The organism is Stenotrophomonas sp. STEN240 (assembly GCF_056756175.1).
Window position 1 is genome coordinate 38,839 of record NZ_JBRRBO010000016.1, and the last position, 24,199, is coordinate 63,037.

Annotated in this window: 23 protein-coding genes; 13 read left to right on the top strand and 10 right to left on the bottom strand. The window is 64.4% G+C overall.

The window, feature by feature from the left end; translation table 11 throughout:
- The first annotated feature begins 81 nt into the window (after window positions 1-81).
- Window positions 82-834, top strand: coding sequence for a hypothetical protein (locus tag ACVOKO_RS09525; RefSeq protein ID WP_346498685.1), 753 nt, complete (start codon window positions 82-84; stop codon window positions 832-834).
- Window positions 835-850: 16 nt separating this feature from the next.
- Here the strand turns inward: ACVOKO_RS09525 and ACVOKO_RS09530 are convergent, their stop codons facing one another.
- The 3 genes from ACVOKO_RS09530 to ACVOKO_RS09540 all read right to left on the bottom strand — a co-directional run bounded on the left by ACVOKO_RS09530 (window position 851) and on the right by ACVOKO_RS09540 (window position 3,487).
- The gene (locus ACVOKO_RS09530; protein WP_346498686.1) at window positions 851-1,429 is read right to left on the bottom strand and encodes a methyltransferase family protein; all 579 of its coding nucleotides are present in this window, start codon (window positions 1,427-1,429) and stop codon (window positions 851-853) included.
- Between the two features lie 108 nt (window positions 1,430-1,537).
- Entirely contained in the window at window positions 1,538-2,107 is a 570-nt protein-coding gene (locus ACVOKO_RS09535) for a hypothetical protein (protein ID WP_346498687.1), read from the bottom strand.
- Between the two features lie 237 nt (window positions 2,108-2,344).
- Entirely contained in the window at window positions 2,345-3,487 is a 1,143-nt protein-coding gene (locus tag ACVOKO_RS09540; protein WP_346498688.1) for a nitrilase-related carbon-nitrogen hydrolase, read from the bottom strand.
- 30 nt (window positions 3,488-3,517) lie between these two features.
- Here ACVOKO_RS09540 and ACVOKO_RS09545 point away from each other — a divergent pair, with 30 nt between their 5' ends.
- Entirely contained in the window at window positions 3,518-3,949 is a 432-nt protein-coding gene (locus ACVOKO_RS09545; protein WP_346498689.1) for a hypothetical protein, read from the top strand.
- Here the strand turns inward: ACVOKO_RS09545 and ACVOKO_RS09550 are convergent, their stop codons facing one another.
- Genes ACVOKO_RS09550 through ACVOKO_RS09560 form a run of 3 tightly spaced genes read right to left on the bottom strand, consistent with a single transcriptional unit; the run spans window position 3,950 to window position 6,048 of the window.
- Entirely contained in the window at window positions 3,950-4,456 is a 507-nt protein-coding gene (locus ACVOKO_RS09550; protein ID WP_062170515.1) for a hypothetical protein, read from the bottom strand. It lies immediately after the preceding gene.
- Between the two features lie 48 nt (window positions 4,457-4,504).
- The gene (locus tag ACVOKO_RS09555) at window positions 4,505-4,864 is read right to left on the bottom strand and encodes a hypothetical protein (RefSeq protein ID WP_346498690.1); all 360 of its coding nucleotides are present in this window, start codon (window positions 4,862-4,864) and stop codon (window positions 4,505-4,507) included.
- Window positions 4,861-6,048, bottom strand: a complete 1,188-nt coding sequence (locus ACVOKO_RS09560) for a class I SAM-dependent methyltransferase (protein WP_346498691.1) — start codon at window positions 6,046-6,048, stop codon at window positions 4,861-4,863. The genes ACVOKO_RS09555 and ACVOKO_RS09560 overlap by 4 nt, the downstream gene beginning before the upstream one ends.
- Before the next feature lie 468 nt (window positions 6,049-6,516).
- Here ACVOKO_RS09560 and ACVOKO_RS09565 point away from each other — a divergent pair, with 468 nt between their 5' ends.
- The 8 genes from ACVOKO_RS09565 (at window position 6,517) to ACVOKO_RS09600 (ending at window position 18,226) form a co-directional block, all read left to right on the top strand.
- The gene (locus ACVOKO_RS09565) at window positions 6,517-7,368 is read left to right on the top strand and encodes a DUF1838 family protein (protein WP_346498692.1); all 852 of its coding nucleotides are present in this window, start codon (window positions 6,517-6,519) and stop codon (window positions 7,366-7,368) included.
- 89 nt (window positions 7,369-7,457) lie between these two features.
- Window positions 7,458-9,890, top strand: coding sequence for a TonB-dependent receptor (locus ACVOKO_RS09570; protein WP_346498693.1), 2,433 nt, complete (start codon window positions 7,458-7,460; stop codon window positions 9,888-9,890).
- 150 nt (window positions 9,891-10,040) lie between these two features.
- Window positions 10,041-11,441 (top strand): flavin monoamine oxidase family protein, encoded by a 1,401-nt coding sequence (locus ACVOKO_RS09575; RefSeq protein WP_346498694.1) that lies wholly within the window; start codon window positions 10,041-10,043, stop codon window positions 11,439-11,441.
- Between the two features lie 55 nt (window positions 11,442-11,496).
- Window positions 11,497-12,669, top strand: a complete 1,173-nt coding sequence (locus ACVOKO_RS09580; RefSeq protein ID WP_346498695.1) for an acyl-CoA dehydrogenase family protein — start codon at window positions 11,497-11,499, stop codon at window positions 12,667-12,669.
- Window positions 12,669-13,676 (top strand): NADP-dependent oxidoreductase, encoded by a 1,008-nt coding sequence (locus ACVOKO_RS09585; RefSeq protein WP_346498696.1) that lies wholly within the window; start codon window positions 12,669-12,671, stop codon window positions 13,674-13,676. The genes ACVOKO_RS09580 and ACVOKO_RS09585 overlap by 1 nt, the downstream gene beginning before the upstream one ends.
- Before the next feature lie 9 nt (window positions 13,677-13,685).
- A complete protein-coding gene (locus ACVOKO_RS09590; RefSeq protein ID WP_346498697.1) occupies window positions 13,686-15,266 on the top strand; it encodes an alpha/beta hydrolase in 1,581 nt (526 codons plus the stop codon).
- A gap of 14 nt (window positions 15,267-15,280) precedes the next feature.
- Window positions 15,281-16,837, top strand: a complete 1,557-nt coding sequence (locus ACVOKO_RS09595) for an FAD-binding oxidoreductase (RefSeq protein ID WP_346498698.1) — start codon at window positions 15,281-15,283, stop codon at window positions 16,835-16,837.
- Between the two features lie 528 nt (window positions 16,838-17,365).
- Window positions 17,366-18,226, top strand: a complete 861-nt coding sequence (locus tag ACVOKO_RS09600) for a PA4780 family RIO1-like protein kinase (protein ID WP_346498699.1) — start codon at window positions 17,366-17,368, stop codon at window positions 18,224-18,226.
- Between the two features lie 614 nt (window positions 18,227-18,840).
- On the opposite strand, the gene ACVOKO_RS09605 is transcribed toward ACVOKO_RS09600, so the two are convergent.
- From ACVOKO_RS09605 to ACVOKO_RS09620, 4 genes are all read right to left on the bottom strand, one after another.
- Window positions 18,841-19,266, bottom strand: coding sequence for a hypothetical protein (locus ACVOKO_RS09605; RefSeq protein WP_346498700.1), 426 nt, complete (start codon window positions 19,264-19,266; stop codon window positions 18,841-18,843).
- A 205-nt stretch (window positions 19,267-19,471) separates the two neighbouring features.
- On the bottom strand, window positions 19,472-19,678 hold the full coding sequence (locus ACVOKO_RS09610) for a hypothetical protein (RefSeq protein ID WP_346498701.1): 207 nt from the start codon (window positions 19,676-19,678) through the stop codon (window positions 19,472-19,474).
- 1 nt (window position 19,679) lies between these two features.
- Entirely contained in the window at window positions 19,680-20,051 is a 372-nt protein-coding gene (locus ACVOKO_RS09615) for a 3-dehydroquinate dehydratase (protein ID WP_346498702.1), read from the bottom strand.
- 81 nt (window positions 20,052-20,132) lie between these two features.
- The gene (locus ACVOKO_RS09620; protein WP_346498703.1) at window positions 20,133-20,543 is read right to left on the bottom strand and encodes a hypothetical protein; all 411 of its coding nucleotides are present in this window, start codon (window positions 20,541-20,543) and stop codon (window positions 20,133-20,135) included.
- Between the two features lie 195 nt (window positions 20,544-20,738).
- Here ACVOKO_RS09620 and lepB point away from each other — a divergent pair, with 195 nt between their 5' ends.
- The 3 genes from lepB (at window position 20,739) to lldR (ending at window position 24,197) form a co-directional block, all read left to right on the top strand.
- Window positions 20,739-21,359 (top strand): signal peptidase I, encoded by a 621-nt coding sequence (gene lepB / locus ACVOKO_RS09625; protein WP_346498704.1) that lies wholly within the window; start codon window positions 20,739-20,741, stop codon window positions 21,357-21,359.
- Between the two features lie 360 nt (window positions 21,360-21,719).
- Window positions 21,720-23,378 carry an L-lactate permease gene (gene lldP / locus ACVOKO_RS09630; RefSeq protein ID WP_346498705.1) on the top strand — a complete coding sequence of 553 codons (1,659 nt, stop codon included), beginning with the start codon at window positions 21,720-21,722 and terminating at the stop codon, window positions 23,376-23,378.
- A gap of 54 nt (window positions 23,379-23,432) precedes the next feature.
- A complete protein-coding gene (gene lldR / locus ACVOKO_RS09635) occupies window positions 23,433-24,197 on the top strand; it encodes a transcriptional regulator LldR (protein ID WP_346498730.1) in 765 nt (254 codons plus the stop codon).
- Window positions 24,198-24,199 lie beyond the last annotated feature (2 nt).

Genomic DNA, 24,199 nt, shown 5'->3' on the forward strand with positions numbered 1-24,199 from the left:
GCCCCGGTGCCTGCGGCCGCCGACAAATCGCTACGATGATTGCCTCGGCGCCGTTGTGCGCCTGCAGCAAGTGGTGGTTGCATGCGCGGTCTGGATTTCAGCTCTTGGCAGGGCCTGCTGTCGACCTTGTTTGGCCTGGCGATCATCACCCTCATCGGTGTAGGCATTCGCTTGTTGGTGATGCAGGTGGTGCAGCAGAAGCGTGAAGCGGCCAATCGGCAGATCAACGAAAGGCTGAAAACCCTGATCGCCGCCTACAAGACCCTGGGCGGCTCCTTTACAGGTGATCTCAGCGTTGACCCCAGCCATCTGCGCGACCTGCGCCGACGCGCTGCCGAGCTGGCACAGGGCCAGGCGGTGACCACCGCCGAGGGCACGGTGCTGCTGCCGGTGGTGGACCCGGGCGAGGCCGGTGAGCGCGCCCGGCGCATCCGCGATGCGGTGGAAGCGGCGTTGTCGGACGTGATCCTGCTGGGCACCGAGGAACAGGTGCGGCTGGCCGCGCGCGCTGCCACCGACATGGTGGAAGGCCGGCCGATCCATACCGCCGAGCTGGTGGTGTCGCTGCGCGATTTCATCCGCAGCGTATTGGACCTGGAAGTGATTCCCGCAGCCGTCGCCATTCCGCAGCAGGGGCCGTTGCGCCCGGCCGGCAGCGGTGGCGGTGGCAAGGGTGGCGGCAAGGCGGGAGACAAGGAAGGCGGTGGTGCCGGCAAGGGCGGTGCTGGCGCCGGTGGTGGCATGGGCGGCATGGGGGCCGGCATGGGCATGGGTGCCGGGTTGGGCTACGGGGCGGGGCGCAGCGGGGATGATGACCCCGAGCGCGGGCCCTGAGCACCCGCCCTGGCCGTTACAGCAGGCCGGGGATCAGCATCCGGGTGCGCGCCGCATAGTCGGCATAGGCCGGACCGAAATGCGCCGCCAGGAAGCGTTCTTCCTGGCGCAGCTTGGCCCAGAACGAGGCCAGCACGATCAGCACGGCGATAACCCCGCGCCAGTCGCCGACCATCAGCGCGTTGCCGCTGAACATCAGCAGCAGGCCGCTGTAGATGGGGTGGCGCACGCGTGCATAGGGGCCGCTGGTGATCAGCTCATGGGCTTGCTTGATCTGCACATTGCCGCTCCAGTTGCGGCCCAGCCGCCAGCGCGCCCAGATCGCCAGGACCACACCGCAGATGCACAGCAACAGGCCAATCGTGTAGACCGGCAGCGAATGCGGCACAAACTGCTCGCGCAGCCAGCTATGCCCGAACCATGGTCCCGGGCCGAGCAGCAGCACTGCCACCAGCAGCGGCAGCCAGTACACCAGCAGCTGTTTCCAGCGTGATTCGGTGCGCGTCACCGGCTTGGCCTGCAGGGCGGTCACGCCCCAGTAGACCAGCAGGATCAGCCAGCACAGTTTCAAGCCCAGATCGAAGGCCAATGGCATTGCCTGCACCGCGCATTGTGTGGGGCGAGCGGCAACCTTATACCGCTGCCCGGCCAAGCTTGTCAGCAGCGGATGAACGCCGCGCACTGCCCAGCCGCAGCGCTGCACTCAGGCAATGCGTTCAACCCGGCACTGCCGGCATAACGGGTAGTTTTCCAGCAGCGGCAGGATCGCCGCATGCATGCGCTCGAAACTCTCGCCGTACATGTACAGCGCGGTTTCGGTGGGGCCCTGCCAGTGGCTGTTGACCATGCCCAGGCCTTCCAGGCGGCGCTCGCATTCGTCATGCACGTGGTTGGAATCGCATACCTCGTAGATTTCCTCCGGCAGCGCGGTGCCGTTGAGGTAGAGGCCCAGGCCCTCGTGCCGGCCCAGCGCGATGCGCTTGCCGTCGCTGCCGGCGATCATGTACGAACCTTTCGGTGCCAGCATCGCTTCGAACAGGCGCCCGACCATGGCCACCCTGTCGGGGCTGAGGTCATCCACACGCACTTCGATGTCGCAGGCGGCTACTTCGCCGTTGTCGGCGAGCAGGGTGCCGCCGCCTACTACCTCAGCGCCCAGGTCATGCGCATTGCAGGCATCGCTGAATGCGTCTTCCAGCTCGGCACGGTGCATCGGTTGCAGGCGCGCGTTGAGCGTGACGATGACCACGCCTGCGGTTTTCTTCTTGAACATTCCCAGCATTGCTGACTCCGGCGACAAGGAACGGGCGTTCCCAGCCGTGGCCGGTCAACATTCCCCCTGCGCGCAGTATCGGCAGCGAGGTGTGCAGACCAGGTGCAGATTCCGTGAGATCCATCACGATTGTGCCGGGCCGGCTGTTCAGCGTCAGCCCATAGATGCTGAACAGCCACGCGGCACAATGGGCATCGGGCAGACTGGCCCGATGCCCGCACTGCCTTGCGGCGATGCTTACTTCCAGCGCGACTTGCCGCGGATGTAGCGGGCGGCGTCTTCCAGCGAGGTGGGCAGGTATTCCGACCACAGGTTCGGCGGGTAGGCGTTCTGGTAGGTGTCGTAGACGTCGCGGAACAGATCCATGTGCACCACCGGCTGGCGCTTGCGCGCACGCAGCTCGGCGATCGGCACGCGGCCCAGCACCAGGGTTTCTTCCTTGCTTTGCGCCTCGGCGATGGCCTTGCCGCTGGGGTCGTACAGGGCGGTGCCGCCTGAGCCCGGGTCATCGAAGTAAGGGCCGTTGTCCGGCGAGATCGAGTTGTTGACGATCGAGGAGTAGACGCCGTTGTACATCGCGCAGGCGGCGACATCCATTTCCGAGAAACCGCCCGAGGCGGTGCGCAGGAACACCTCGGCGCCCTTGAACGCCATCGCCCGGAACAGCTCGGGTTCGCGCTGGGTGGAGCTGGTGCAGATGTTGCCGAGCGGGGTGCGGGTGACCGGTACCACTGCGTCACGGCCGTACATTTCCACGTAGCGGTCGAGCACGTCGTAAGTGGTGGTGGTGAACAGCTCGAAATCCGGGAAGGCACCCTTGAGGTTGCGCGGCTTCCAGTGCTTGTCCACGATCTCGCCCTTGTCGTTCATGATCGTGGTGATCGACAGCACGTGGCCCGGCCAATCCGGGTCAGTGGCGTAGGCGCCAAACACGATCCAGGTGCCGTACTGGCGTGCCTTCTTGGCGATGGCCTCGGTTTCCTCACCGGGAATGGTGATGGCGAACTTGAGGATTTCCTCACGGGTCCACTTGCGCCAGCCGGTGAGCGGGAATTCGTGGAACTGCAGCAGGTCGGGTTTGGCGTGGTAATGCGCCTTGTCGATCAGGTCCAGCATGTGCGCCAGGTTGGCCTTGGTGGCCGACTTCCATTCGCGCGCATCGAAGCTGTGCACGCGCGACTGCACCAGGCCCAGGGTCCAGGCCGGCTTGGCCAGCTCCACGGTTGCATAGGTGCCATCGGTGCGCTCATTGAGCGCGTCCGGGCCCTTGCCCATTGCCGCCTGCGCCGGTGCCGAGGCACCCAGCAGGGACGGGCCAACCGCGCCCAGCGCGGCCAGGCCGGCGGCACTGCCCAGGAAATGTCTGCGGGTGTTGCTCATTGCGTACCTCGGTGGTTGATAGCCTGGATCATGTTGGTTGCGGTTGCGGTTGCGGTTGCGGTTGCGGTTGCGGTTGCGGTTGTTTGTGCAGTTGCAGTTGCCCCGGCTACTGCCTTCGCCTTCGCCTTCGCCTTCGCTTTCGCCTTCGGTTTTGTTTTTGTTCTTTTGCTTTTTGCTTTTTGCTTCTGGCTTCTGGCTTCTGGCTTCTGGCTTTTGGCTTCTGGCTTTTGGCTTTTGCAATTGCTTTTGCAATTGCTTTGGCTTTTGCTTCTGCAGCTTCCCTTCTCCCGCTTGCGGGAGAAGGTGCCCCGAGGGGCGGATGAGGGGAGCTTTAAAGCTTTAAAAGCTTCCCCTCACCCCAACCCCTCTCCCGCATGCGGGAGAGGGGCTCAAGCAGTATCTGCAGTGTTCAAACAAACTCGGGGCGCCATCGCGCCCCGAGTCATCATTCCGTTTGCGTAATCAGATCGGGTCGCCGTTGAAGCTCTCGCCCTTGATCTTCTGCCAGTCGCGGCTGACGAACTTCTCGTCGATCAGGGTGCGCTGTACCAGCACGCCGTTCTTGTACCAATGCCAGATGCGGTTGCGCATCTGCCCGCAATCGGAGAGCTGGATCATCTCGTACAGCTCCAGACCTTCCTCGCCCTTGCGCTTCCAATACAGCATGACGGTGCGGTGGTGATCGTCCAGCGGCACTTCGGCGGCCCAGCCGTAGATCAGTTCGTTGTCGAAGATCACCCGGCCAAATTCATAGCGCGTCGGGAAGTCACGCACTTCCACCTTGCCGTCGGCCCAGCTGTAGTGGTTGGTCTGGTGGTAGGGCAGGTTTTCGTCGCTGGTGAAGCGGCAGATCAGGCGCGACTTGTGCTCATCGATCTTGTCGCCATTGGCATCGTAATAACGGTACACGCCGTCCCAGACGCCTTCGTGGCGGGCCAGCAGCGGCATGTGCAGTTGCATGTTCGGCATTGCGGTTTCCCTTGTGGTCGTATTGATGTCATCAGTTGAGGCTGGGCCTCATTCGTTGCGAAGTGCATCCATCACTTCTTCCATCGGCACGTCCATAGCACCGCCTTCCAAGGCCTCGGTTTCCTGCTGCACGATGCGCAGGACCCGGGCGATGTATTCCTTCATCCACAGCGTCCGCTGGGCTTCGGCCTCACGGTCCGGTCGGAACTGGTCCAGTTCCTCGCTGCTGAGCAGGCCTTTGCTTTCGATCAAACGTTCCAGCGCATCCAGCCGCTGGTGGGTCACCGCGTTCTCCATGGCGATGGCCATGGCGATGGAGAGCACGCGCTCGACATCCGGGTCCTTGAAGAAGTACGGACGCTTGCCACGGGCGCGGCTGCCGGCCAGGGCGATCGGATCGATGCTCATGCTTTCCACGCTCCAAACATGGTCCACAGCGCAGCACGGCCGTGGTCTTCGCCGCTTTCGCTGGCGACCGGGAAGATGTCCCGGTCGACCACGCCGCGGACTTTGGTTTCGAAATAGCGTTCGGCATCGAAGCCAGCCGCGGCCATCATCTGGCGCAGGTCGTACTCGTGCATCACGCTCCAGAACGGCTCGTTGTTGTTGTACGCATCCCAGTCACGGATGAACTGCTCGTATGGGTCCATGCCGTGGTACTGCGGCTGTTCCAGATGCGCGGTGAGGCCGCCGGCTGCCAGCAGGCGATGGATTTCGCGCAGTTTGCGCGGCATCGCCGTGGCCGAACTCTCGTGCCAGAACATCGAGGTGGTGATCAGGTCGAACGCGCCGTCCGCATAATCCAGCGCCTCGCCATTGGCCTGGCGGAAACGGATGTTGTTCACCCCCAGGGCGCGGGCGCGTGCATGCGCATAACGCAGCATCGGTGCGGCCACGTCGATGGCGATCACCTCGGCGTCCGGGAAGGCCTGCGCCAGCGGCACGATGTTGTGGCCGACCGTGCAGCCGATATCGAGGATGCGGCGCGGCTTGAATTCGGGGTGCTGTTCTTGCAGCCACTGCGCCAGTGCCTGGCCGCCGCCATCGTTGTAACGGCCGAGCATGCCGCCGGTGGTGGCGAAGATGCCGCAGTCGTAGTTGGCGGCCGCCGATACGTCATCGGCCAGCAGTTCGGTGTGGTAGCCGCCGGGCATGCAATGGATGTCGACGGCGCTGGAGTAGCGCGGCACCTTCACCGATGCGTCCAGCTGCAGGCCATCGTCACTGGCATTGAGCGCGCGTGCCTTGTCGATCAGCGCATCCACCTGCTTGAGCACCAGGCCGCGACCGGCCTGCTGGCGCATCTCCATGCTGCTGCGGCGCAGGGCGCTCCAGGTCTGGTAGATGCCATCGGCAGCCATCGCCTTGCGTACTTCGTGGCGGGTTTCCGGGGCGCGGCCTTTTTCCTTCTCGAACGCCGGCTTCACCCGCTGCTCGTAAGCCAGCTTGACCTTGGGGCTGAGCTGGGTGGCCAGGTAACCGTTGAGGTTGGCGAGGAAATCGAAGCGTGCCGTGTCATCGAGCGCGCTGTCAGGGAACACCGCGTGGCGGCCTACGTGCTGCCAACTCGGGGGTAGGGCTTGCTGGCTCATGGCAACTCCTCGAAAGGCTTCAAGTTCTAAAGTTATATCTATATGTCATGCGGATCTGCTCAGGGTCAAGCGTCCGTTGGTACCAGTGCGGCGGATGCCGCTATGTGGGCCATGAACGGCGTTGATGCCGGCCGCCACCAGGCCGCCCTCACACCCCCGAATCCCGAATTTCTCAAATGTCCGGACAAAATACCAGTGCCGATTTTCACATCGTCGCCAGGTCATTTCTTGTTGCAAAGCAACATCTTGCGCAATCCCGCCAAGGCCTGCTGCTGCAGCGTTTTCACACGCCCCAGCACTGCCACGGGATCTGCGACATAGGTTCTACAAATGATTGGACAATCATGTACTAATGATATAGCTATATGACATCTTTGATGGGTCAACAGACTCGTCTTCCGTGGTCCGGAGCACGCCAGCCGCTGGCTTTCTGGCTCCACTTCAACCGGGGGGTTAGACGTGATTCGAATGTCATCCGTTTTGCTGGCTGCCGCAATTGCACTTTCGCCACAGGCGAAAGCGCTGGATCTGCAGTCCGAACAGGGCAGCGTTGAGGCAATGGTCAAGCTGCGTTGTTCGCTGGACCCGAAACAGGAAGAGATCCTGTGGTGGGCCGGCACCTTGTTCTCGCAGGAGCCGGGGCAGAAGCCGGCACCGCAGCTGGGCTTCGAGGGCTACAACATCTGCCGTGCCGAAAAGCAGGCCGATGGCGTGTGGCGCCTGTATACCCGCGAGCTGACGTTCTACCGCGACCTGAAGACCGGCAAGATCATCGACAGCTGGGACAACCCGTTCTCCGGCGAACGCAACGAGGTGGTGCAGGTTGCCAACGACCCGGTCAACACCGTGCTCAATGCACCGGGCCGGCCGCTGCACCTGCCGTGGGTGGAAGCCGGTGACCAGGTGATGTTGACGCTCAACATTCCGTTGGCCTATCCCAACCCGCTGCAGCCCAGCGAATTCCCCGCTGAATCTTCCGGCCCCACCTACATGGGCTCGGAGCATTTCATGTTTTTCGCGCCCCGCGCGGACCTCGAAAACCCGGCGCTGAAGAGCGTGCCGGTCACCTACGGCTGGACCCGCATCGGGCCGTGGCTCCCCTGGATGAAGCTGGGCACACGCCCGGGCAATCTGCTGTACGTCGCGCAGGGCAACAAGCGCGCCTCGGTCAGTGAACTGCCTGCCGATATCCAGGAACTCGTCCGTACCCGCTACCCGGAGTACGCACGCGCACCTGAAACCTGGGTGCAGCCCAACGTCACCAGCTGGAGCTACTACAAGCAGCTCAAGCAGGGCGCGGCGGCGAAACAGCAGGACTGAAGTACGGAAACACAGGACGGAACCCTCCCCCAAGACGGCGCATCCATCCTCCCAATCCATTCCGATCAAACTTTCCAGTCGGGAAATAAATGAAAATCATCAAGCCAGACCTGCTGTGCTCCTCGATCGCCTTTGCACTGATGTTGTGCGCAGGCAACGCCGCGGCCCAAGCCGCGGACGAATCGGCTGCACCGCCGGCCGCCAACAGCGATGCCGTACAGAGTCTTGACCAGATCACCGTAACCGCACGCGGCGTGTCCGAGCCGCTGCAGCAGATGCCGCTGCCGATCACCGCCATGTCCGCGCAGACCATCGAGAAGAAGGGCCTGGTCGACGTGCGCGACATCGCCAACCTGTCGCCAAGCTTCTCGTTCAAGTCCGGCTACGGCCGCGGCTTCGATCGCCCGGTGATCCGCGGCATGTCCAACATCCAGGGCGAGTCCAACGCCTCGTTCTTCATCGACGGCATCTATGTCGAAGGTGACATCTCCAGCTACGGCCTGGAGAACATCCAGCGCGTGGAAGTGATCCGTGGCCCGCAGTCGGCGGCGTTCGGTCGCCGCACCTTCTCCGGCGCGGTGAACTTCATCACCAAGCGCCCGGGCAGCGCACCGGGCGGCAAGGTCACCCTGGGCGCCGGCAACTACGGCCAGGAAAAAATGGGCCTGTTCTATTCGGGCGGCAATGAAGACGGCTCGTTCGGTTACGACCTGAGCCTGAACAAGCGCGGCAACGATGGCGTGTTCTACAACAGTGCCTCGGGCAGGAAAGACCTCAACGGCACCGAGACCATCAGCGGCATGGCCGCCATTGCCTGGTCGCCGACCGATGCGCTGGATATCACCGCACGGGTGATGCAGCAGAAGAGCCGCGACCAGCACTTTGCCGTTGCGCGCCTGGGCAGCAACAACCTCAACTGCTACCTGCCCGAGTACAGCGGCGTTTCGGCCGGTGGTGTGCCGATCCTCGAGTCGCGCCGCCGCGGCTACTACTGTGGTGAGCTGAAGGCACCGGCGGGATACGCGCTGAACACCAAGGAATTCGAGAGCGCCGGCTACTTCCCGGGGCGCAAGACCGACCTGCTGCGTACCAGCGTGGTGGTGGACTACCTGTTCGCCAATGGCTGGAACCTGACCTCGACCTCGGCCTACAACAAGAGCGATACCTATTCGGCCAGCGACCAGGACTACAGCGCCATTCGCGGCTACGGCGGTGGCTTTGAAAGTTTCGCCGACACCGGCGTCAAGAACTGGTCGCAGGACATCCGCCTGACCACCGACCAGAACCTGGCTGTGTCGGGCATGCTTGGTGCGTACTACTACAAGCAGCAGGCGCTGCCCGGCTGGGGCGGCGACCTGACCGGCTACACCATCGGTGGCAGCAAGGTGGTCACCCCGGTGCCCACAGACCCCGATGACCAGACCGTCAACAAAGCGCTCTACGGCCTGATCAACTGGCGCATCAACGACCAGTGGACCACCTCGCTGGAAGGGCGTTATGCGCGCGACGAAATCAGCAAGGGCGGCACCGACATCCGTGTGCTGGCCGGCAGCACCTACCGCCAGCCGTATGCATTGGCCAAGACCTTCAGCAGCTTCACCCCGCGCTGGACCTTGAGCTACCAGGCGCAGGAAAACGTCAATCTGTACGGCTTGGTGTCCAAGGGCAACAAGCCGGGCGGCTTCAACACCGACGTCTACCGTGCCGACTTCCTCGAAACCGAGCGTGACGCGCTGATCGCGCGTGGCTTGAGCACGTACAAGGAAGAAGAGGCTTGGAACTACGAGCTGGGCATGAAGAGCGATTGGCTGGACGGCACCTTGCGTGTCAACGCCAACATCTACCAGATCGACTGGACCAACCAGCAGCTGACCGAAACCGGCCCGGTGATCCGCAAGAACGGCTCGCTGTTCTCGACCAGCTACACCACCAATGTCGGTGAATCGCGCATCCGTGGCTTCGAGCTGGAAAGCCAGTGGGCGTTCGCGCAGGGCTGGCTGGCCAGCCTGGCGTATTCGTACACCGATGCCGAGATCCTGAAGTTCATCAGCCAGGACCAGGCCGATCTGTTCTCCGACAGCAACGCCCCGACGCTGGCGGACCCGGCCGCTGATGCTGCCGGCGCCACGCTGCCGCGCGTACCCAAGCACAAGGCGACGCTGGGCCTGATGTATGACGGCGCACTGTCCAATGGTTGGGAATACACCGCCAACATGGACGTGAACTACGAGGGCAAGCGCTACATCCAGGTCGACAACTTGGCTTATATCGGCGCTTCCACCCGTACCAACTTCCGCTTCAGCATCCGCCCGACCGAGCAGCTGCAGGTCTCGGCCTATGTCAACAACGCGTTCAACGACCGCACCCTGGAAGACGCACAGCGCACGATCAATCCGGACGCTTACGTGGCAGTGCCGGCAGTGCCGCCGTTGACCGGCGTGGCCGTGACCAACCTGCGCGACTTCGGTCTTACCCCGTCGTTGCCGCGCATGTACGGCGTGGAAGTCAGCTACAAGTTCTAAGCGGTAAACGCGGGCTGGGAGAACGCGCTGCGTCCTCCCAGTCCGCGAATCGCCTGTTTGGATTCATCGAAAGTCATCAAAGCGTCCTTCCCACCTGTGTGGGAAGGACGGCAGTGAAGCAACAGCAACCCGCACCCTCAGGTTCCCGCAATGCAACGACGCGATTTCATCAAGGGAGTTTCCGCCATGGCCGCACTGTCGTTGCTGCCGGGCATGCTGCACGCCAAAGTGCCGAGCAGCGATGTGATCGTGGTCGGCGCCGGTCTGGCCGGTTTGGCTGCCGCGTATGCGCTGGAAGCGGGTGGTGCCCGCGTTACCGTGCTGGAGGCCAACCCGCGCGTTGGCGGCCGCCTGCAGACCGTGGTGCGCAATGGCATCCGTTTTGAAATCGGCGGCGTGGAAGTGGGTACCGGCTACGAACGCGTGCATGCCCATGCCAAACGCGTGGGTGTCGGCATCGAGCCACCGTCGGTCGCCTTGCCGAGCGCCGCAGGGCTGGGGCTGGTACTGGGCGACAGGCTGGTGCCTGCGCCGCAATGGGGTGAAAGCCCCCTCAATACATTGCAGGGCCGCGAACATGGCCTGTTGCCGCCGATGCTGCTGGCCACCGCGATCGGTGAGCTGGGCCTGCCGGCGCCGGACAGCTGGCGCGACCCCAACAATCTCTCGCTGGATATCCCGCTGGCGCAACTGATCGCCAGCAAGGGCTGGTCGCCGCAGGCGCTGCAGTGGATGGATATCGGCAATAGTTTTTCCTCGCTGCAGACCATCAGCGCGCTGGATGCCCTGCGCCGCGATGCGCTGCGGCGGTTTGGTTCGAAGGGCACCGGCTGGGTGCAGGGCGGCAGCCAGGCGCTGCCCGAGGCCATGGCCGCCTCGCTGGCGCAACCGCCGGTGCTCGATGCCCAGGTCACCCGGGTGGAGTCCTCGCGCGGCACGCTGGAAGTGCGCTGTGCTGACGGCCGCCGCTTCCGCGCTGCGCACCTGTTGCTGGCCCTGCCCAGCGGGCCGCTCAGCCGCATCGCCATCGATCCGGCACCACCGGTGGCGCAGCAGGGAGTGTGGTCGGCACGTGGCGCCAATGCGGTGACTACCGTGCACCTGCAGCCCACCCGCAAATTCTGGGAAGACGACGGCCTGCCGCTGTCGCTGTGGGGCGATGGCCCGCTGCAGCGCGTGTTTGCGGTGCCCGGCGCCGATGGCCAGATCAACCGGCTGATCGTCTGGCTCAACGGCGCGATGGCCCGGCACGCCGACACGCTTGACCGTGAGGCGCGCTTTGCGTGGGCCATCAACGCCATGCAGCGGCTGCGCCCGGCATCAAAGGGCGCGCTGCTGCCGCTCGAGACCCGCAGCTGGGGCAATGACCCGCTGGCCGATGGCGCGTTCTCTGAAATCGCCCCCGGCCGTTTCCTGGAAACCCTGCTCTGGGCCAATACCCCGTTCGGCAACATCCACTTTGCCGGCGAGCAGACCGAACTGCAGGTTCCGGGCATGGAAGCGGCCGTCAGCTCGGGCGAACGTGCAGCTGCAGCAATTCTTTCGGCCTGATTGAACTACCTTATCCCCTACCTTCCGGGCGCGGATGCGCCTTCCAGAGACAGTAATGAGCCTGAAGACACTGAACCCCTACGATTTGTTCGACGTGCGTTCGCTGCTGAGCGAGGAAGAACGCGCTGTACAGGATTCCGTCGCCCGTTTCACCGATGAGCGCGTGTTGCCGATCATCGGCGATTGCTTCGACCAGGGCCGCTTCCCGAACGAGCTCATCGGCGAAATCGCCGACATGGGCCTGCTCGGCAGCTCGCTGCCGGAACAGTACGGCGGCGCCGGTTTGAACAGCGTCAGCTACGGCCTGATCTGCCAGGAACTGGAGCGCGGCGATTCCGGCATCCGCAGCTTCGTCTCGGTGCAGAGCTCGCTGTGCATGTACCCCATCTACGCCTACGGTTCGGAAGAGCAGCGCATGCGCTGGCTGCCGGACATGTCGCGCGGCAAGGTGATCGGCTGCTTCGGCCTGACCGAAGCTCACGGCGGCTCCGACCCGGCGGCTATGAAAACCCGCGCGGTCAAGGACGGCGGCGACTGGGTGATCAACGGTTCCAAGATGTGGATCACCAATGGCTCGGTAGCCGACATCGCCATCGTCTGGGCCAACACCGATGAAGGCGTGCAGGGCTTTGTCATCGAGAAGGGCACCCCGGGTTTCACCACCCAGGAAATCAAGCACAAGATGAGCCTGCGTGCCTCGGTGACCGGCGCGCTGTTCTTCGACAACGTGCGCGTGGCCGATGCCAACCGCCTGCCCAACGTGAAAGGCCTGAAGGGCCCGCTCGGCTGCCTCACCCAGGCCCGCTACGGCATCACCTGGGGCCCGCTGGGTGCGGCCATCGCCTGCCTGGACGAAGTGCTGGCCTATACCAAGGAGCGCATCCTGTTCGGCCGCCCGGTAGCCGCCACCCAGAGCGCGCAGATCAAGATGGCCGACATGGCCCGCCGCATCACCGCCGGTCAGCTGCTGGTACTGCAGCTCGGCCGCCTGAAGGATGCCGGGCAGATGCAGCCGCAGCAGGTGTCGCTGGCCAAGTGGAACAACTGCCGCCTGGCCATCGACATCGCCCGCGAATGCCGCGACCTGCTCGGCGGTGCCGGCATTACCACCGAACACGGTGCGATCCGCCACGCGCTGAACCTGGAGTCGGTGATCACCTATGAAGGCACCGAGACCGTGCACCAGCTGGTGATCGGCCGCGAGCTGACCGGCATCAACGCGTTCTGATGATGGACGGCCTGCACACCACAATGCAGGCCATCTGCCTGCGGCAGGTTCCCCAAGGCATGCCGCAGGCGCAGGACTTTGAACTGCGCCAGCTGCCGCTACCGCCCCTCGCTGATGGCCAGCTGCGGGTGCGGGTGCAATGGTTGTCGCTGGACCCCTTCCTGCGCGCGCAGCTCGGCGGCCGTTACGCGGTGCCGTGCCCGCCGTTGGGCAGCATCGTGCCGGGCTACGGCATCGGCACGGTGGTCGAAGACCGCAGTGGGCGCTTCCAGCCAGGTGACGTGGTCACCGGCATGACCGGCTGGGCCGAGTTCGCGGCAATGGATGCAAACACCACTTCCTTGATTGATGCGGCGCTGGCGCCGGTCAGCACCGCGGTCGGCGTGCTCGGTGTTCCCGGCCTGACCGCCTGGGCCGGTGTGCGCAGGATTCTGCAGCCCAAGGCCGGCCAGACCATCCTGGTATCCACTGCTGCCGGCGCAGTAGGCAGCGTGGTGGGCCAGCTGTGCAAGGCCGCCGGTTGCCGCGTGGTCGGCATTGCCGGCAGCGCGCAGAAGTGCGCCATCGTCACCGACGAATTCGGCTTTGATGCCTGCGTCAGTTACCGCGATGCGGATTTCGCCGCGTCGCTGCGCGCGGCCTGCCCGGAAGGCATCGATGGCTATTTCGACAACGTGGGCGGCGCCGTGCTGGAAGCGGCGCTGTCACTGCTGCGTCTGCATGCACGGGTAGTGCTGTGCGGGCTAAGCGATCAATACAACCGTGCCGAACGCCCGGCTGGCCCCAACCTGGGTCCGGTGATTGGTGCGCGCGCACGGCTTGAAGGCCTGGTGGTCTACGACCATCTGGGCGACTTCGCGCAATGCCGCAGCGAATTGGCGCAGATGATTGCCGCCGGCACGCTGCGCTACCGCGAACACATTCACGACGGGCTGGCCACTGCGCCGGCTGGTTTCATTGGCCTGCTCAATGGCGACAACCTGGGCAAGGCGCTGGTACGGCTCTAAGGAATACGCATGACCCAGATCCAACGGCGCTTCCTGTCCGTCAACGGACGACAGGTGCATTACCGCGTTGCCGGCAGCGGCCCGGCGCTGGTGCTGATCCACCAGTCACCACAGAACTCGCGGATGTGGGCGGCGATGATGCAGCGCTATGCCGACCGTTACACCGTGATTGCGCCGGACACGCCGGGCTTCGGTTATTCCGATGCCTTGCCTGGCAACCCGATGACGATTGCGGATTTCGGTGCCGCCACGCTGCAGTTCATCGATGCTCTCGGCCTGCAGCGCTTCGCCGTGTTCGGCATGCATACCGGTGGGCTGATCGCGACCTGGTTGGCTTGGGCCGAGCCGGCGCGGGTTGCCGCGCTGGTGGTCGATGGCTATGCGGCATTTACCCCGGAAGAAAGCGCGCTGTACGGCGATGCCTATCTGCCACCGTTCGTGGCGCAGTGGGACGGCTCGCACCTGCGTTGGCTGTGGTCGCGCATGCGCGAGCAGAAGTACTACTTCCCCTGGTACGACGGCCGCGCCGAAGCGGCCATGGCGATTGCACCGCAGACCACCGACAGCAGCCGCGAGACGGTGATGGACGTGCTCGACGTGGGCGATACCTACCGCGCCGGTTACGCCGCCGCGTTCCGCCACAACGATCACTTCTGGGTGCAGCAGCTGCAGATGCCATCGTGGCTGGTGTACCGCCATGGCGATCCGCTGTTGGCGCACATGCCGCGCCTGCACGACTTGCCGGCCAACGTGACGGTGGTTGAAGAGCCCGATGGCATTCCCGCTATGCACGACAGCATGGATGGCTGGTTGGCGCAGGTCCTGGCGAACGAACCGGCCTTTGTCGAAGCTGCCACTTCTGTCGCCGCATCGGCGAACTGGCAACGCCGCATCATCGCCACCGCTGCCGGTGACATGGCGGTATGGGAACGCGCAGGGCAGGGCGCACTGCGCCTGTGCCTGCACGCGCCGGGCACGCGCCCGCTGTCGCCGCAGCAGATCGATGCCGGTGACAGCGCATGGTTGCTGCCGGATCTGCCCGGCCATGGTGCCTCCTGCGAAAGCGACAGTCCGCTGGATGCTGCCACGCTGGTCGCCGCACTGCGCGACGCCATTCCCGCAGACAAGGCCTTGCCGCTGGTGATCGAAGCGCATGGCGCGGCCGCTGGCTACGTACCTGCGTTGGTGGATGCCTTGGGCACGCGCGTTGCCGAGGTCGTGCTGCATTCGCCCTGGCTGCTCAACGCCGAAGAACAGGCGCTGCTGCTGCAGAATTTGCCGACGACGGTCATTGATCGTGCCGGTGGTTATCTGTGCGATGCCTGGCAATGGGAACGCGAACGCCACCTGCTATGGCCGTGGCTACCGCCCAGCGCTGCCGCACGCCGTCGCGTCGATGCACCTGCACCTGCGCTGGTGCACGCCAACGTGGTCGAGCTGCTGCGCCTGGGCGCGCGCCTGCATGGCTTGTTGCGCGCTGTCACCACGCCCGATCTGAGCGCACGCCTGCGCGCCTTGCCGGTGCCGCTGCGCGTAGTCACCGACACCGAATCCGATTACCAGGGGCGCGCTGCCGCCCTGTCTGCCTGAGTTGAAGGACCCCCATGAGCAACGACACCGCAATCGCCGTCATCGACCGCCTGCAATCCAGCTGGGGCGGCAGCATCGTCACCGATGCCAGCGAGCTTGAGTACTTCTCCACCGATGTCTATTCGCAGGGCAAGCCGCTGCTGGCGGTGCTGCGGCCGAATGATGCGCAGCAGCTTGCCGATGCGGTCAAGCAGCTAACCGAAGCCGGCGTGGCGGTGATCGCCCGGGGTGGCGGCATGAGCTATACCGGCGGCTACACCGCCGCGCAGAGCCCGGCGGTGCTGGTAGATACCGGCGCGCTGGACAAGATCGTCGAGATCAATCTGGAGGACGCCTACGTCGTGGTCGAGGCCGGCGTTACCTGGCGCGCTCTGAAAGAAGCATTGGATGCCAAGGGCGCGCGCACGCCGTACTTCGGGCCGATGTCCGGTTCGCACGCCACCGTGGGCGGCGGCATGTCGCAGGGCGCGATCTTCCACGGCAGTGCCCGCTATGGCTGCTCGGCCGACGTGGTGCTGGGCCTGCAGGTGGTCACCGCCAATGGCGATATTCTCACCACCGGTTCGGCGGCTGCGGCCAACACCGCGCCATTCTTCCGTTGGTACGGCCCGGACCTGACCGGTTTGTTTCTCGGCGATTGCGGCCTGCTCGGCATCAAGACCCGCATCGTGCTCAAGCTGATTCCCCGGCATGCGCACATTGATTATCTGTCCTGGCAGTTCCCGACCGCTGAAGGCCTGTTCGCCGCGCTGGGCGTGCTGTCGCGCAATGGTCTGGCCAGTGAAACGGCGGCCTTCGATCCGGCGCTGACCCGCGTGCGCATGCGCCGCGCCGGCCTGTCCAGCGACGTCAAGGCGCTGACCAATGTGATCAAGAAGGGCGGCCTGATCTCCGGCCTGAAGCTGGCGGTGAAGGGCCGCGACATCGTCGACCAGGAGCAGTTTTCGCTGCACATCACCCTGGAAGGCGACAGCGCCGCCGAAGTGGCCGACCGCGTCGCCCGCGCGCGCAAGCTGGTGGGCGAGTTTGGGGAAAGCGTGGAGCCGTCCATCCCCAAGATGATGGCGGCCAATCCCTTCGCCGCATGGAATTCAATGCTGGGCCCGCAGGGCGAGCGCTGGGCGCCAGTGCATGCGCTGGTGCCGCATTCCAAGGCCACCGGCATGTTCAACGCGCTGCAGGCGCTGTTCGTACGCGAGCAGGAAACCATGGACAAGCACGGCATCTTCATCGGCACGCTGCTGTCCAGCGTGGGCGCACAGACCGTTGTGATCGAGCCCTGCATCTACTGGCCCGACAGCCACAATGTCTTCCACCAGCGTACCGTCGATGCCGACCACCGCGAGCGCATCGGCTGCCCGGGTGAGCACCTGGACGCCCGCGCCGCGGCTGATGTCCTCAAGCGGCAGATCGCCGACACCATGCGCGCGCACGGTGCGGCCAACCTGCAGCTGGGCAAGTTCTACGATTACCGCGCCGGCCGTGACCCGGCGGCGCTGGCGGTGCTGGATGCGGTCAAGGCCCAGCTCGACCCCAAGGGCCTGATGAACCCGGGTGTGCTCAGCCGCTGAGGCTACCAAAGCAACCCCTCTCCCGCCCCCGCGTTCGCGGGGGCACCCTCTCCCGCAAGGGGAGAGGGGCTGGGATCCCGCAGGTTGAGGCACCACTCGATACTGCAGTCTTGCTGCTTTCGCCCATTGAGGGGGCTGGGATTCTGCGGCCAAAGCAGCACTCGACGCGGCAGCGCTGCTGCTGTGGCCCCTCTCCCCTTGCGGGGTGAAAGGGGCCGGCTGACGAACCGCAGGTTCGTGGCACCTTGAACGACCTTGCGCTGGCGCAAGGGCCGGGGCGCGGAGCGGGGGTTGGGGAGAGGGGGCAGGCGAAGCCTGCTGCACCCCCGGCAATAACCCCAACCCAACGGCCAGGCACAACGCCTGGCCGTTCGCATATTTGTCACCGCAACTGTCCAGCCTGAACCCTGTTTTGCTGCCATGGCTGGCCCGTTTCTTTACCATCGGCAACAATATGCCCGCCTGATCCCACCCGGACGGCCCACGTTCGATGCAGATCGGACCGTCACCCGCATCCACCGAGACATTGTGAAAACACCCCAACAACTGCAGGTACTGATAGACGACGGCGTCATCGACGAGGTTCTGCGCCCGCTGAAAAGCGGCAAGGAAGCGGCGGTTTACGTCGTCCGCAGCGGCGGTGAAGTCCGCTGTGCCAAGGTCTACAAGGACATGGCACAGCGCAGCTTCCAGCAGCGCGTGCAGTACCAGGAAGGCCGCAAGGTGCGTGGCAGCCGTGAGGCCCGCGCCATTGGCAAGGCCAGCAACTACGGCCGCAAGCAGGCCGAAGCGGCGTGGAAGAACACCGAGGTGGACGCGCTGTACCAGTTGCGCGATGCCGGCGTGCGCGTCCCCGAGCCGTTCGGCTATTTCCATGGCGTACTGGTGATGGAGCTGGTGACCGACGCCGAAGGCTTCAGCGCCGCACGCCTGGGCGAGGTGGACCTGAGCGCCGAGCAGGCACGTCAGTTCCACACCGTGCTGGTGCAGCAGGTCAAGCTGATGCTGTGCTGCGGCCTGATCCACGGCGATTTGTCGCCGTACAACGTGCTGGTTGGGCCGGACGGCCCGGTGGTGATCGATTTCCCGCAGGTGGTCAGTGCCGGTGGCAACAATGCCGCGCGCACCATGTTGCTGCGTGACATGAACAACCTCACCGCCAATCTCGGCCGCAGCGCCCCGGAGCTGCTGGACACCTGGTACGGCGAAGAAATGTGGGAGTTGTTCGAAACCGGTGACCTTCTGCCCGATACCGTATTGACCGGCCAGTTCACCCCGGACGAACGCGCCGTGGACCTGGACAGCGTGCGCCACGCCATCAACGACGCCCGCGAAGAAGCCCTGATCCGCCAGCAAGGCCGCGAAGCCGCCGCAGAAGACGACGATTGAGGCTAATGCCGAGCGGTGCTCGGCAAAGACCTGACGTAGTGCCGAGCCATGCTCGGCAGAGGCTTTACAAGCACCCCTCCCCAACCCTCCCCTTTGCTCCGCAAAAGGGAGGGGGCATGTAGTGCCGAGCCATGCTCGGCAGGGCTTTCCAAACCACCCCCCAGCAGCGTGTAGGAGCGGCGTAAGCCGCGAAGCATGCAGCGCTGGAAAGGCCGCAAAAGCACCCCTCCCCAACCCTCCCCTTTGCTATGCAAAAGGGAGGGAGCAGGTAGTGCCGAGCCACGCTCGGCAGGGGCTTTCCAAGCACCCCTCCCCAACCCTCCCCTTTGCTACGCAAAAGGGAGGGGGCATGTAGTGCCGAGCCATGCTCGGCAGGGGCTTTCCAAGCCACCCATCAGCAGCGTGTAGGAGCGGCGTAAGCCGCGAAGCACGCTCGCCAACAGCAGCAGGCAGCGGCCGTCCAAACGCGATGCGCGTAGCGATGAATGAAGTTGCAGCGGATTCCATTCGTTACTGTGATCGTGTCCTTGGGTCATCAAAGCCGACAGCCGCAGCACCGCCCATCGATCTCGTCGGCCTGCGACGCGCCTTGTATCGCAGCGCTGCGCCGACGGTCAGGGCCGGGCTTCGGCCTGCAACTGGTAATGCCCGGGCGCACCCAGAACCACGTTGAACGAGCGCGGTTCCAGCGAATAGGCATGCACCAGGTTGAGCTGCAGCGCGGCGTCGCCCAGCACAACGGTCTGGCCACGGTTGGGGCAGGACCAGAAGCTGTCCGATGCTTCGGCCAGTGGCACCCGGGCGACTGTGCTCATTGGCTGCCCAGCCGCGCTGGCGGTCAGCCATTCAATCCAGACCCTGCAGGAAACATGCTCGAAACCCACGTTCTCCAGCCGCACGCGGTAAACCCCTTGCTGCTCCCCCGACTGCCACTGACCGGCAGTGACGATGGCCACGGTGGCAGCCTCATCAGGCGCATCGGCTGCGACAGCGGGTATGGCAGCAGACAGCAGGCACAGCAGCATGGCGTGACGTTTCATGTCGGATATCGTCCTGGGTGGTAGCAGGTGCCATCACGCTGCGATGTACCTGTGCAGGTGTCGATCATATCGAAACAGGTTTTCAATCGTCGCAGTCAAGACCCACCTGTAGTGCCGAGCCATGCTCGGCAGGCAATTCCCAAAGAACCATCAGCAACGCGGCAGCAGCATGAACCACGAATCCACTGATGAGTCAGGCTCAAAGCTACACCCGGCTGATCATCTTCAAGCGCACCTGCGCCGCAGAGACATCATGTCGTTGGGCAGCCATCGCACACAGATGATCCAGCAAGGCCTGCGGCTGCTGCAGCAGCGGATCGGCAGCGTCCAATTGCACGGCCAGATGCCCCCACCAGAATGGATGACCGTCTACATAAATTTCGTAGCCGGCGATATAGCGATGCGCATCCATCTCAGGTGCCCACGTGCACGCGCTCGCCGGCATCGGTGCAGCACATGTGTTCCAACGCCAGCTCCAGTGCCAATGCGTAGCTCTGCATGCAGTAGCCCTGGGCAATGCCCAGGCGATGGCCGAGATTGGCCGGTAGCCGGGCTTGCGGTGCGTGCGGGTCGTCTTCGTGTACCTCGACATAGGCGTTGTGCAGGTGAGGCAACAGGCGCTGCAGGCGGGGGCTGTGGACACATGCTGCCGGTGCCAGTAGGAGGATGTCGTCAGGGCTGTGATCGGCCGCGCACAGCGTGTCCAGCAGTGCCTGTTCGGAGGCGCAGCTGCGCTGCGCGACACTGATGCCGGCCTCCAGTGCGCGCTGCACCAGCGCTGTCATCAGTGGCCCCGGTAGTGGCCTGCATCCTGGCGCCTGCACATCACATGTTTCCGGCCCACGCACGATGAAGATGGCCATGGCTCAGGCGTCCTGGCGGCTGTTGAGCAGGCGTGCGGTGATCGCCAGCGAGAGGCGCCTGGCATCTTCATCGCTGCTGCTGCAGATCACCAGTGCGGTAGCCGCATGGCTGGGGTGCAGATGGGCCTCCAGCGTGTCGGCATCGTGGCGTGCGATTTCAATGTATGGCGCCGGTAACAGGTCCAGTGCGTTGCACACGACAGCACCGTGCGTGGCCCATTGCGCATCGTCGGTTGCGGCGTTTTCAATCAGCACCCAGTGTGGGCGGCGGGTGCTGGCGTCGCGCAGGCAAGCGGCCAATGCCGGCAGCGAGTTGCAGTGGCGGCACTCAAGGCGATGGCCGGCTATTTCGCTCGGCAGTTGGAAGTCAGGCAACGCGGTTTCCCGGCTGTGCCTGATCAGCAGAAGGCTCATGCAACACCACAATCAAGCGCCCTGCGGCGCGGTGAGGGAACGATGCGCCGGGCCGGCATAAACCTGCCATGGCGCAAGCGCTGCCAGGCGTAAAGTGTGCGTAGCAATCTGTCTGCGCAGGGGATGGCACAGCGGCGCGGGAACTTACCCGCAGGCCATAGGTCAATCTGCCTATCTCCCGCCTTGTGACCGGACATGAACGAGACCGCCTCTGCCTCACCAGCCCATCCCGTAGCCAGCTGGCTGCGCCGCGAAGCGCTGCCGCTGGCGGTGATGTTGCTGCTGCTGTTCGCGGCCCGTGACAGCCTGGCCAATCACTACCAGGTGCCCAGTGGCTCGATGCAGCCCACCTTGCAGCCGGGGGACCGGGTGGTAGTGGATATGCGCGCCTACGGCCTGCGCGTTCCCTTCACCGATCTGCAGGTGCTGGCCGGGCAGGCGCCGCAGCGCGGCGATGTCGCGGTGTTTGATTCGCCCGCCGACGGCACGCGGCTGATAAAGCGCGTGGTTGCGGTGGGCGGGGACCGCGTGCAGTTGCACGATGGTTACCTGTCCATCAACGGCCAGCCGCTGCGCCAGGAAGTTGCGCGCGAGGTGTTCGGCAACAAGCAGGTGCAGTTGGACCTGGACGATGGCGGCGGCCCGGACATCAATGGCATCCGCATTCCCGCTGGCAAACTGCTGGTGGTGGGTGACCACCGTGGCGACAGTTTCGACGGCCGTTTCTTCGGCTTGGTGGATGCCGATACGGTCTACGGCAAGGCGGTGGCGGTGTACTGGCGGCGCGGTGACGGGCCGGAGTGGCTGCGTTTGTAAGCGGCGATAGCGAAAAAGAAACCGGCACGGAGACGTGCCGTTTTTTTTGCCTTGTTTTTGTTTTTTTGTAGGAGCGGCGTAAGCCGCGAAGCAGATAGCGCCGGCAATCTGCATGCATGCAATGGCAATCAGAAAGGGGCTGTATTGGTGTTGGCTTCGCGGCTTACGCCGCTCCTACAAAATCGGCATATTGGTAATACCAATATCCCTTACTAACCCTATGGTCTAATAGGATCTCCGCGGAAACGGCGCTTCAATCGCGTCTCGCTGGTTGGTATGCAGGCATATTGGTAATACCAATGCCGCAGCCGCCTTCTCCACCTGCGGGTGGGCCGCCTTTCGCCTTTGACGAGATCCTGCATGCAGCCCTGGGAACAACTGTACGACCCCGCTGGCAACCTCTGGTTGTCCAGCCTGATCGCGCTGTTGCCGATCGCTTTCTTCTTCGTCGCCCTTGCCGTGCTGCGCATGAAGGGCTGGTTGGCCGGCACCATTACCGTCGCCATCGCATTGGCGGTTGCGCTGCTGTTCTACCGGATGCCGGTGGCGCAGGCCCTGGGTGCGGCCGGGTTCGGCTTCCTGTACGGGCTGTGGCCGATTGCCTGGATCATCATCGGCGCAGTGTTCCTGTACAAGATCGCGGTCAAGACCGGTCAGTTCGCCATCATCCGCGCCTCGATCCTGTCGGTGACCGAAGACCAGCGCCTGCAGATGCTGATGGTGGGCTTTGCCTTCGGTGCCTTCCTGGAAGGCGCGGCCGGTTTCGGTGCGCCGGTGGCGATCACCGCCGCGCTGCTGGTCGGGCTGGGCTTCAAGCCGCTGTATGCGGCCGGCCTGTGCCTGATCGTCAACACCGCGCCGGTGGCCTTCGGTGCGATGGGCATTCCGATCATCGTCGCTGGACAGGTAACCGGCCTGGATGCGTTCGAGATCGGGCAGATGGCTGGCCGCCAGCTGCCGTTCCTGACCATCATCGTGCTGTTCTGGATCATGGCCATCATGGATGGCTGGCGCGGCATCAAGGAAACCTGGCCGGCGGTGCTGATTGCCGGTGGCTCGTTCGCCATCGCCCAGTACCTGACCTCCAACTTCATCGGCCCGGAGCTGCCGGACATCACCGCGTCGTTGGCCTCGCTGGTGTGCCTGACGCTGTTCCTGCGCCGTTGGCAGCCCAAGCGCATCTTCCGCTTTGAAACCGACGCCAGCGCCGAGGCTGCCGCGCAGGCATCGACGGCACCGCGTTACAGCGCCGCGCAGATCACCAAGGCGTGGTCGCCGTTCCTGATCCTCACCGCGATGGTGACGCTGTGGAGCATCAAGCCGTTCAAGGCCTTGTTCGCTGCCGGTGGCCCGCTGGAACACTGGGTAGTGAAGCTGCCGGTGCCGGGCCTGGACCAGCTGGTGCAGAAGATGCCGCCAATCGTGAACGCACCTACCGCCTACGAGGCCGTGTACAAGTTCGATGCGTTCTCGGCCACCGGCACCGCGATCATGCTGGCGGCGGTGATCGCCATCATCTACCTGCGCATGCCGGTACGTGCGGCGGTGCGCACCTTCGGTGAGACCGTCAACGAACTGAAAATGCCGATCTACTCCATCGGCATGGTGCTGGCCTTCGCCTTCATCGCCAACTACTCCGGGCTGTCGGCGACGCTGGCACTGGCGCTTGCCCATACCGGCAAGGCCTTCACCTTCTTCTCGCCGTTCCTGGGTTGGCTGGGCGTGTTCCTGACCGGTTCGGATACCTCGTCCAATGCCTTGTTCTCGGCGCTGCAGGCAACCACCGCGCAGCAGATTGGTGTATCCGAAGTGCTGCTGGTCGCCGCCAATACCACCGGCGGCGTCACCGGCAAGATGATTTCGCCGCAGTCCATCGCCATTGCCTGTGCGGCGGTGGGCCTGGCCGGCAAGGAATCGGACCTGTTCCGTTTCACCGTCAAGCACAGCCTGATCTTCACCGTGATGGTCGGCCTGATCACCACCGCGCAGGCCTACTGGCTCACCTGGATGATTCCCTGAGCCATGGCCGCGCGCATCCGCCAACGCCGCGCAGCTTCGGGCCACAATGTCGGCATGAGTACGCAACGCATTTCCGACAAGGTGGCCGCGCAGTTGCGCGTGCTGGTGGACGAACAACAACTGCAGCCCGGTGACCGGCTGCCCTCCGAGCGCGCACTTGCGGTGCAGCTCGGGGTCTCGCGCACCGCGCTGCGCGAGGCCATTGCCCAGCTCGGCAGCCAAGGCCTGCTGGTGGCGCGGGTGGGCGGAGGTACCTATGTGGCCGAGCCGGCCGCGCGCGCCCGGCTTGCCCTGGATGAGCCGCTGGCGCCGTATCTGCCGCTGTTCCAGGGCGATCCGGAATACCGCTTCGACGTGCTGGAGATCCGCCACGCACTGGAAGGCGCCACCGCCTGGCACGCCGCGCTGCGGGCAACCGATGAGGACCGTGCGCGCATCGCGCAGGCCTTCCAGACCATGATGGACGCGCATGGCAAGGATGACCCGACCGGCGAGGCGCGTGCCGATGCCGCCTTCCATCTGTCCATCGCCGAGGCCTCGCACAATCTGGTGCTGCTGCAGGTGATGCGCGGTTTGTTCGAGCTGCTGCAGACCAACATCTCGCAGAGCCGCGAGAAGCTTTACACCGCATCGACCACCTTTTCACCCTTGTCCGACCAACACCGCGAAATGATGGATGCGGTACTGGCCGGCGACCCCGAGCGTGCGCGAGCCGCCGCGCACACCCATCTTGAGTTCGTGCACACAACGCTGCGCACGCTCGATGAAGACGAAGCCCGGCGCGCCCGTGCTTCGCGGCTTCCTTCCCCCCACGGTTGACC

Coding starts and splice junctions, on each gene's coding strand:
- ACVOKO_RS09610 (WP_346498701.1), bottom strand. CDS start 19,678: ATGGATGCGCATCGCTATATCGCCGGCTACGAAATTTATGTAGACGGT.
- ACVOKO_RS09555 (WP_346498690.1), bottom strand. CDS start 4,864: ATGAGCATCGATCCGATCGCCCTGGCCGGCAGCCGCGCCCGTGGCAAG.
- ACVOKO_RS09560 (WP_346498691.1), bottom strand. CDS start 6,048: ATGAGCCAGCAAGCCCTACCCCCGAGTTGGCAGCACGTAGGCCGCCAC.
- ACVOKO_RS09605 (WP_346498700.1), bottom strand. CDS start 19,266: ATGAAACGTCACGCCATGCTGCTGTGCCTGCTGTCTGCTGCCATACCC.
- ACVOKO_RS09620 (WP_346498703.1), bottom strand. CDS start 20,543: ATGAGCCTTCTGCTGATCAGGCACAGCCGGGAAACCGCGTTGCCTGAC.
- ACVOKO_RS09530 (WP_346498686.1), bottom strand. CDS start 1,429: ATGCCATTGGCCTTCGATCTGGGCTTGAAACTGTGCTGGCTGATCCTG.
- ACVOKO_RS09525 (WP_346498685.1), top strand. CDS start 82: ATGCGCGGTCTGGATTTCAGCTCTTGGCAGGGCCTGCTGTCGACCTTG.
- ACVOKO_RS09550 (WP_062170515.1), bottom strand. CDS start 4,456: ATGCCGAACATGCAACTGCACATGCCGCTGCTGGCCCGCCACGAAGGC.
- ACVOKO_RS09545 (WP_346498689.1), top strand. CDS start 3,518: ATGTTGGTTGCGGTTGCGGTTGCGGTTGCGGTTGCGGTTGCGGTTGCG.
- ACVOKO_RS09570 (WP_346498693.1), top strand. CDS start 7,458: ATGAAAATCATCAAGCCAGACCTGCTGTGCTCCTCGATCGCCTTTGCA.
- ACVOKO_RS09565 (WP_346498692.1), top strand. CDS start 6,517: ATGTCATCCGTTTTGCTGGCTGCCGCAATTGCACTTTCGCCACAGGCG.
- ACVOKO_RS09540 (WP_346498688.1), bottom strand. CDS start 3,487: ATGAGCAACACCCGCAGACATTTCCTGGGCAGTGCCGCCGGCCTGGCC.
- lldP (WP_346498705.1), top strand. CDS start 21,720: ATGCAGCCCTGGGAACAACTGTACGACCCCGCTGGCAACCTCTGGTTG.
- ACVOKO_RS09615 (WP_346498702.1), bottom strand. CDS start 20,051: ATGACAGCGCTGGTGCAGCGCGCACTGGAGGCCGGCATCAGTGTCGCG.
- ACVOKO_RS09580 (WP_346498695.1), top strand. CDS start 11,497: ATGAGCCTGAAGACACTGAACCCCTACGATTTGTTCGACGTGCGTTCG.
- lepB (WP_346498704.1), top strand. CDS start 20,739: ATGAACGAGACCGCCTCTGCCTCACCAGCCCATCCCGTAGCCAGCTGG.
- ACVOKO_RS09590 (WP_346498697.1), top strand. CDS start 13,686: ATGACCCAGATCCAACGGCGCTTCCTGTCCGTCAACGGACGACAGGTG.
- ACVOKO_RS09575 (WP_346498694.1), top strand. CDS start 10,041: ATGCAACGACGCGATTTCATCAAGGGAGTTTCCGCCATGGCCGCACTG.
- ACVOKO_RS09585 (WP_346498696.1), top strand. CDS start 12,669: ATGATGGACGGCCTGCACACCACAATGCAGGCCATCTGCCTGCGGCAG.
- ACVOKO_RS09535 (WP_346498687.1), bottom strand. CDS start 2,107: ATGTTCAAGAAGAAAACCGCAGGCGTGGTCATCGTCACGCTCAACGCG.
- ACVOKO_RS09595 (WP_346498698.1), top strand. CDS start 15,281: ATGAGCAACGACACCGCAATCGCCGTCATCGACCGCCTGCAATCCAGC.
- lldR (WP_346498730.1), top strand. CDS start 23,433: ATGAGTACGCAACGCATTTCCGACAAGGTGGCCGCGCAGTTGCGCGTG.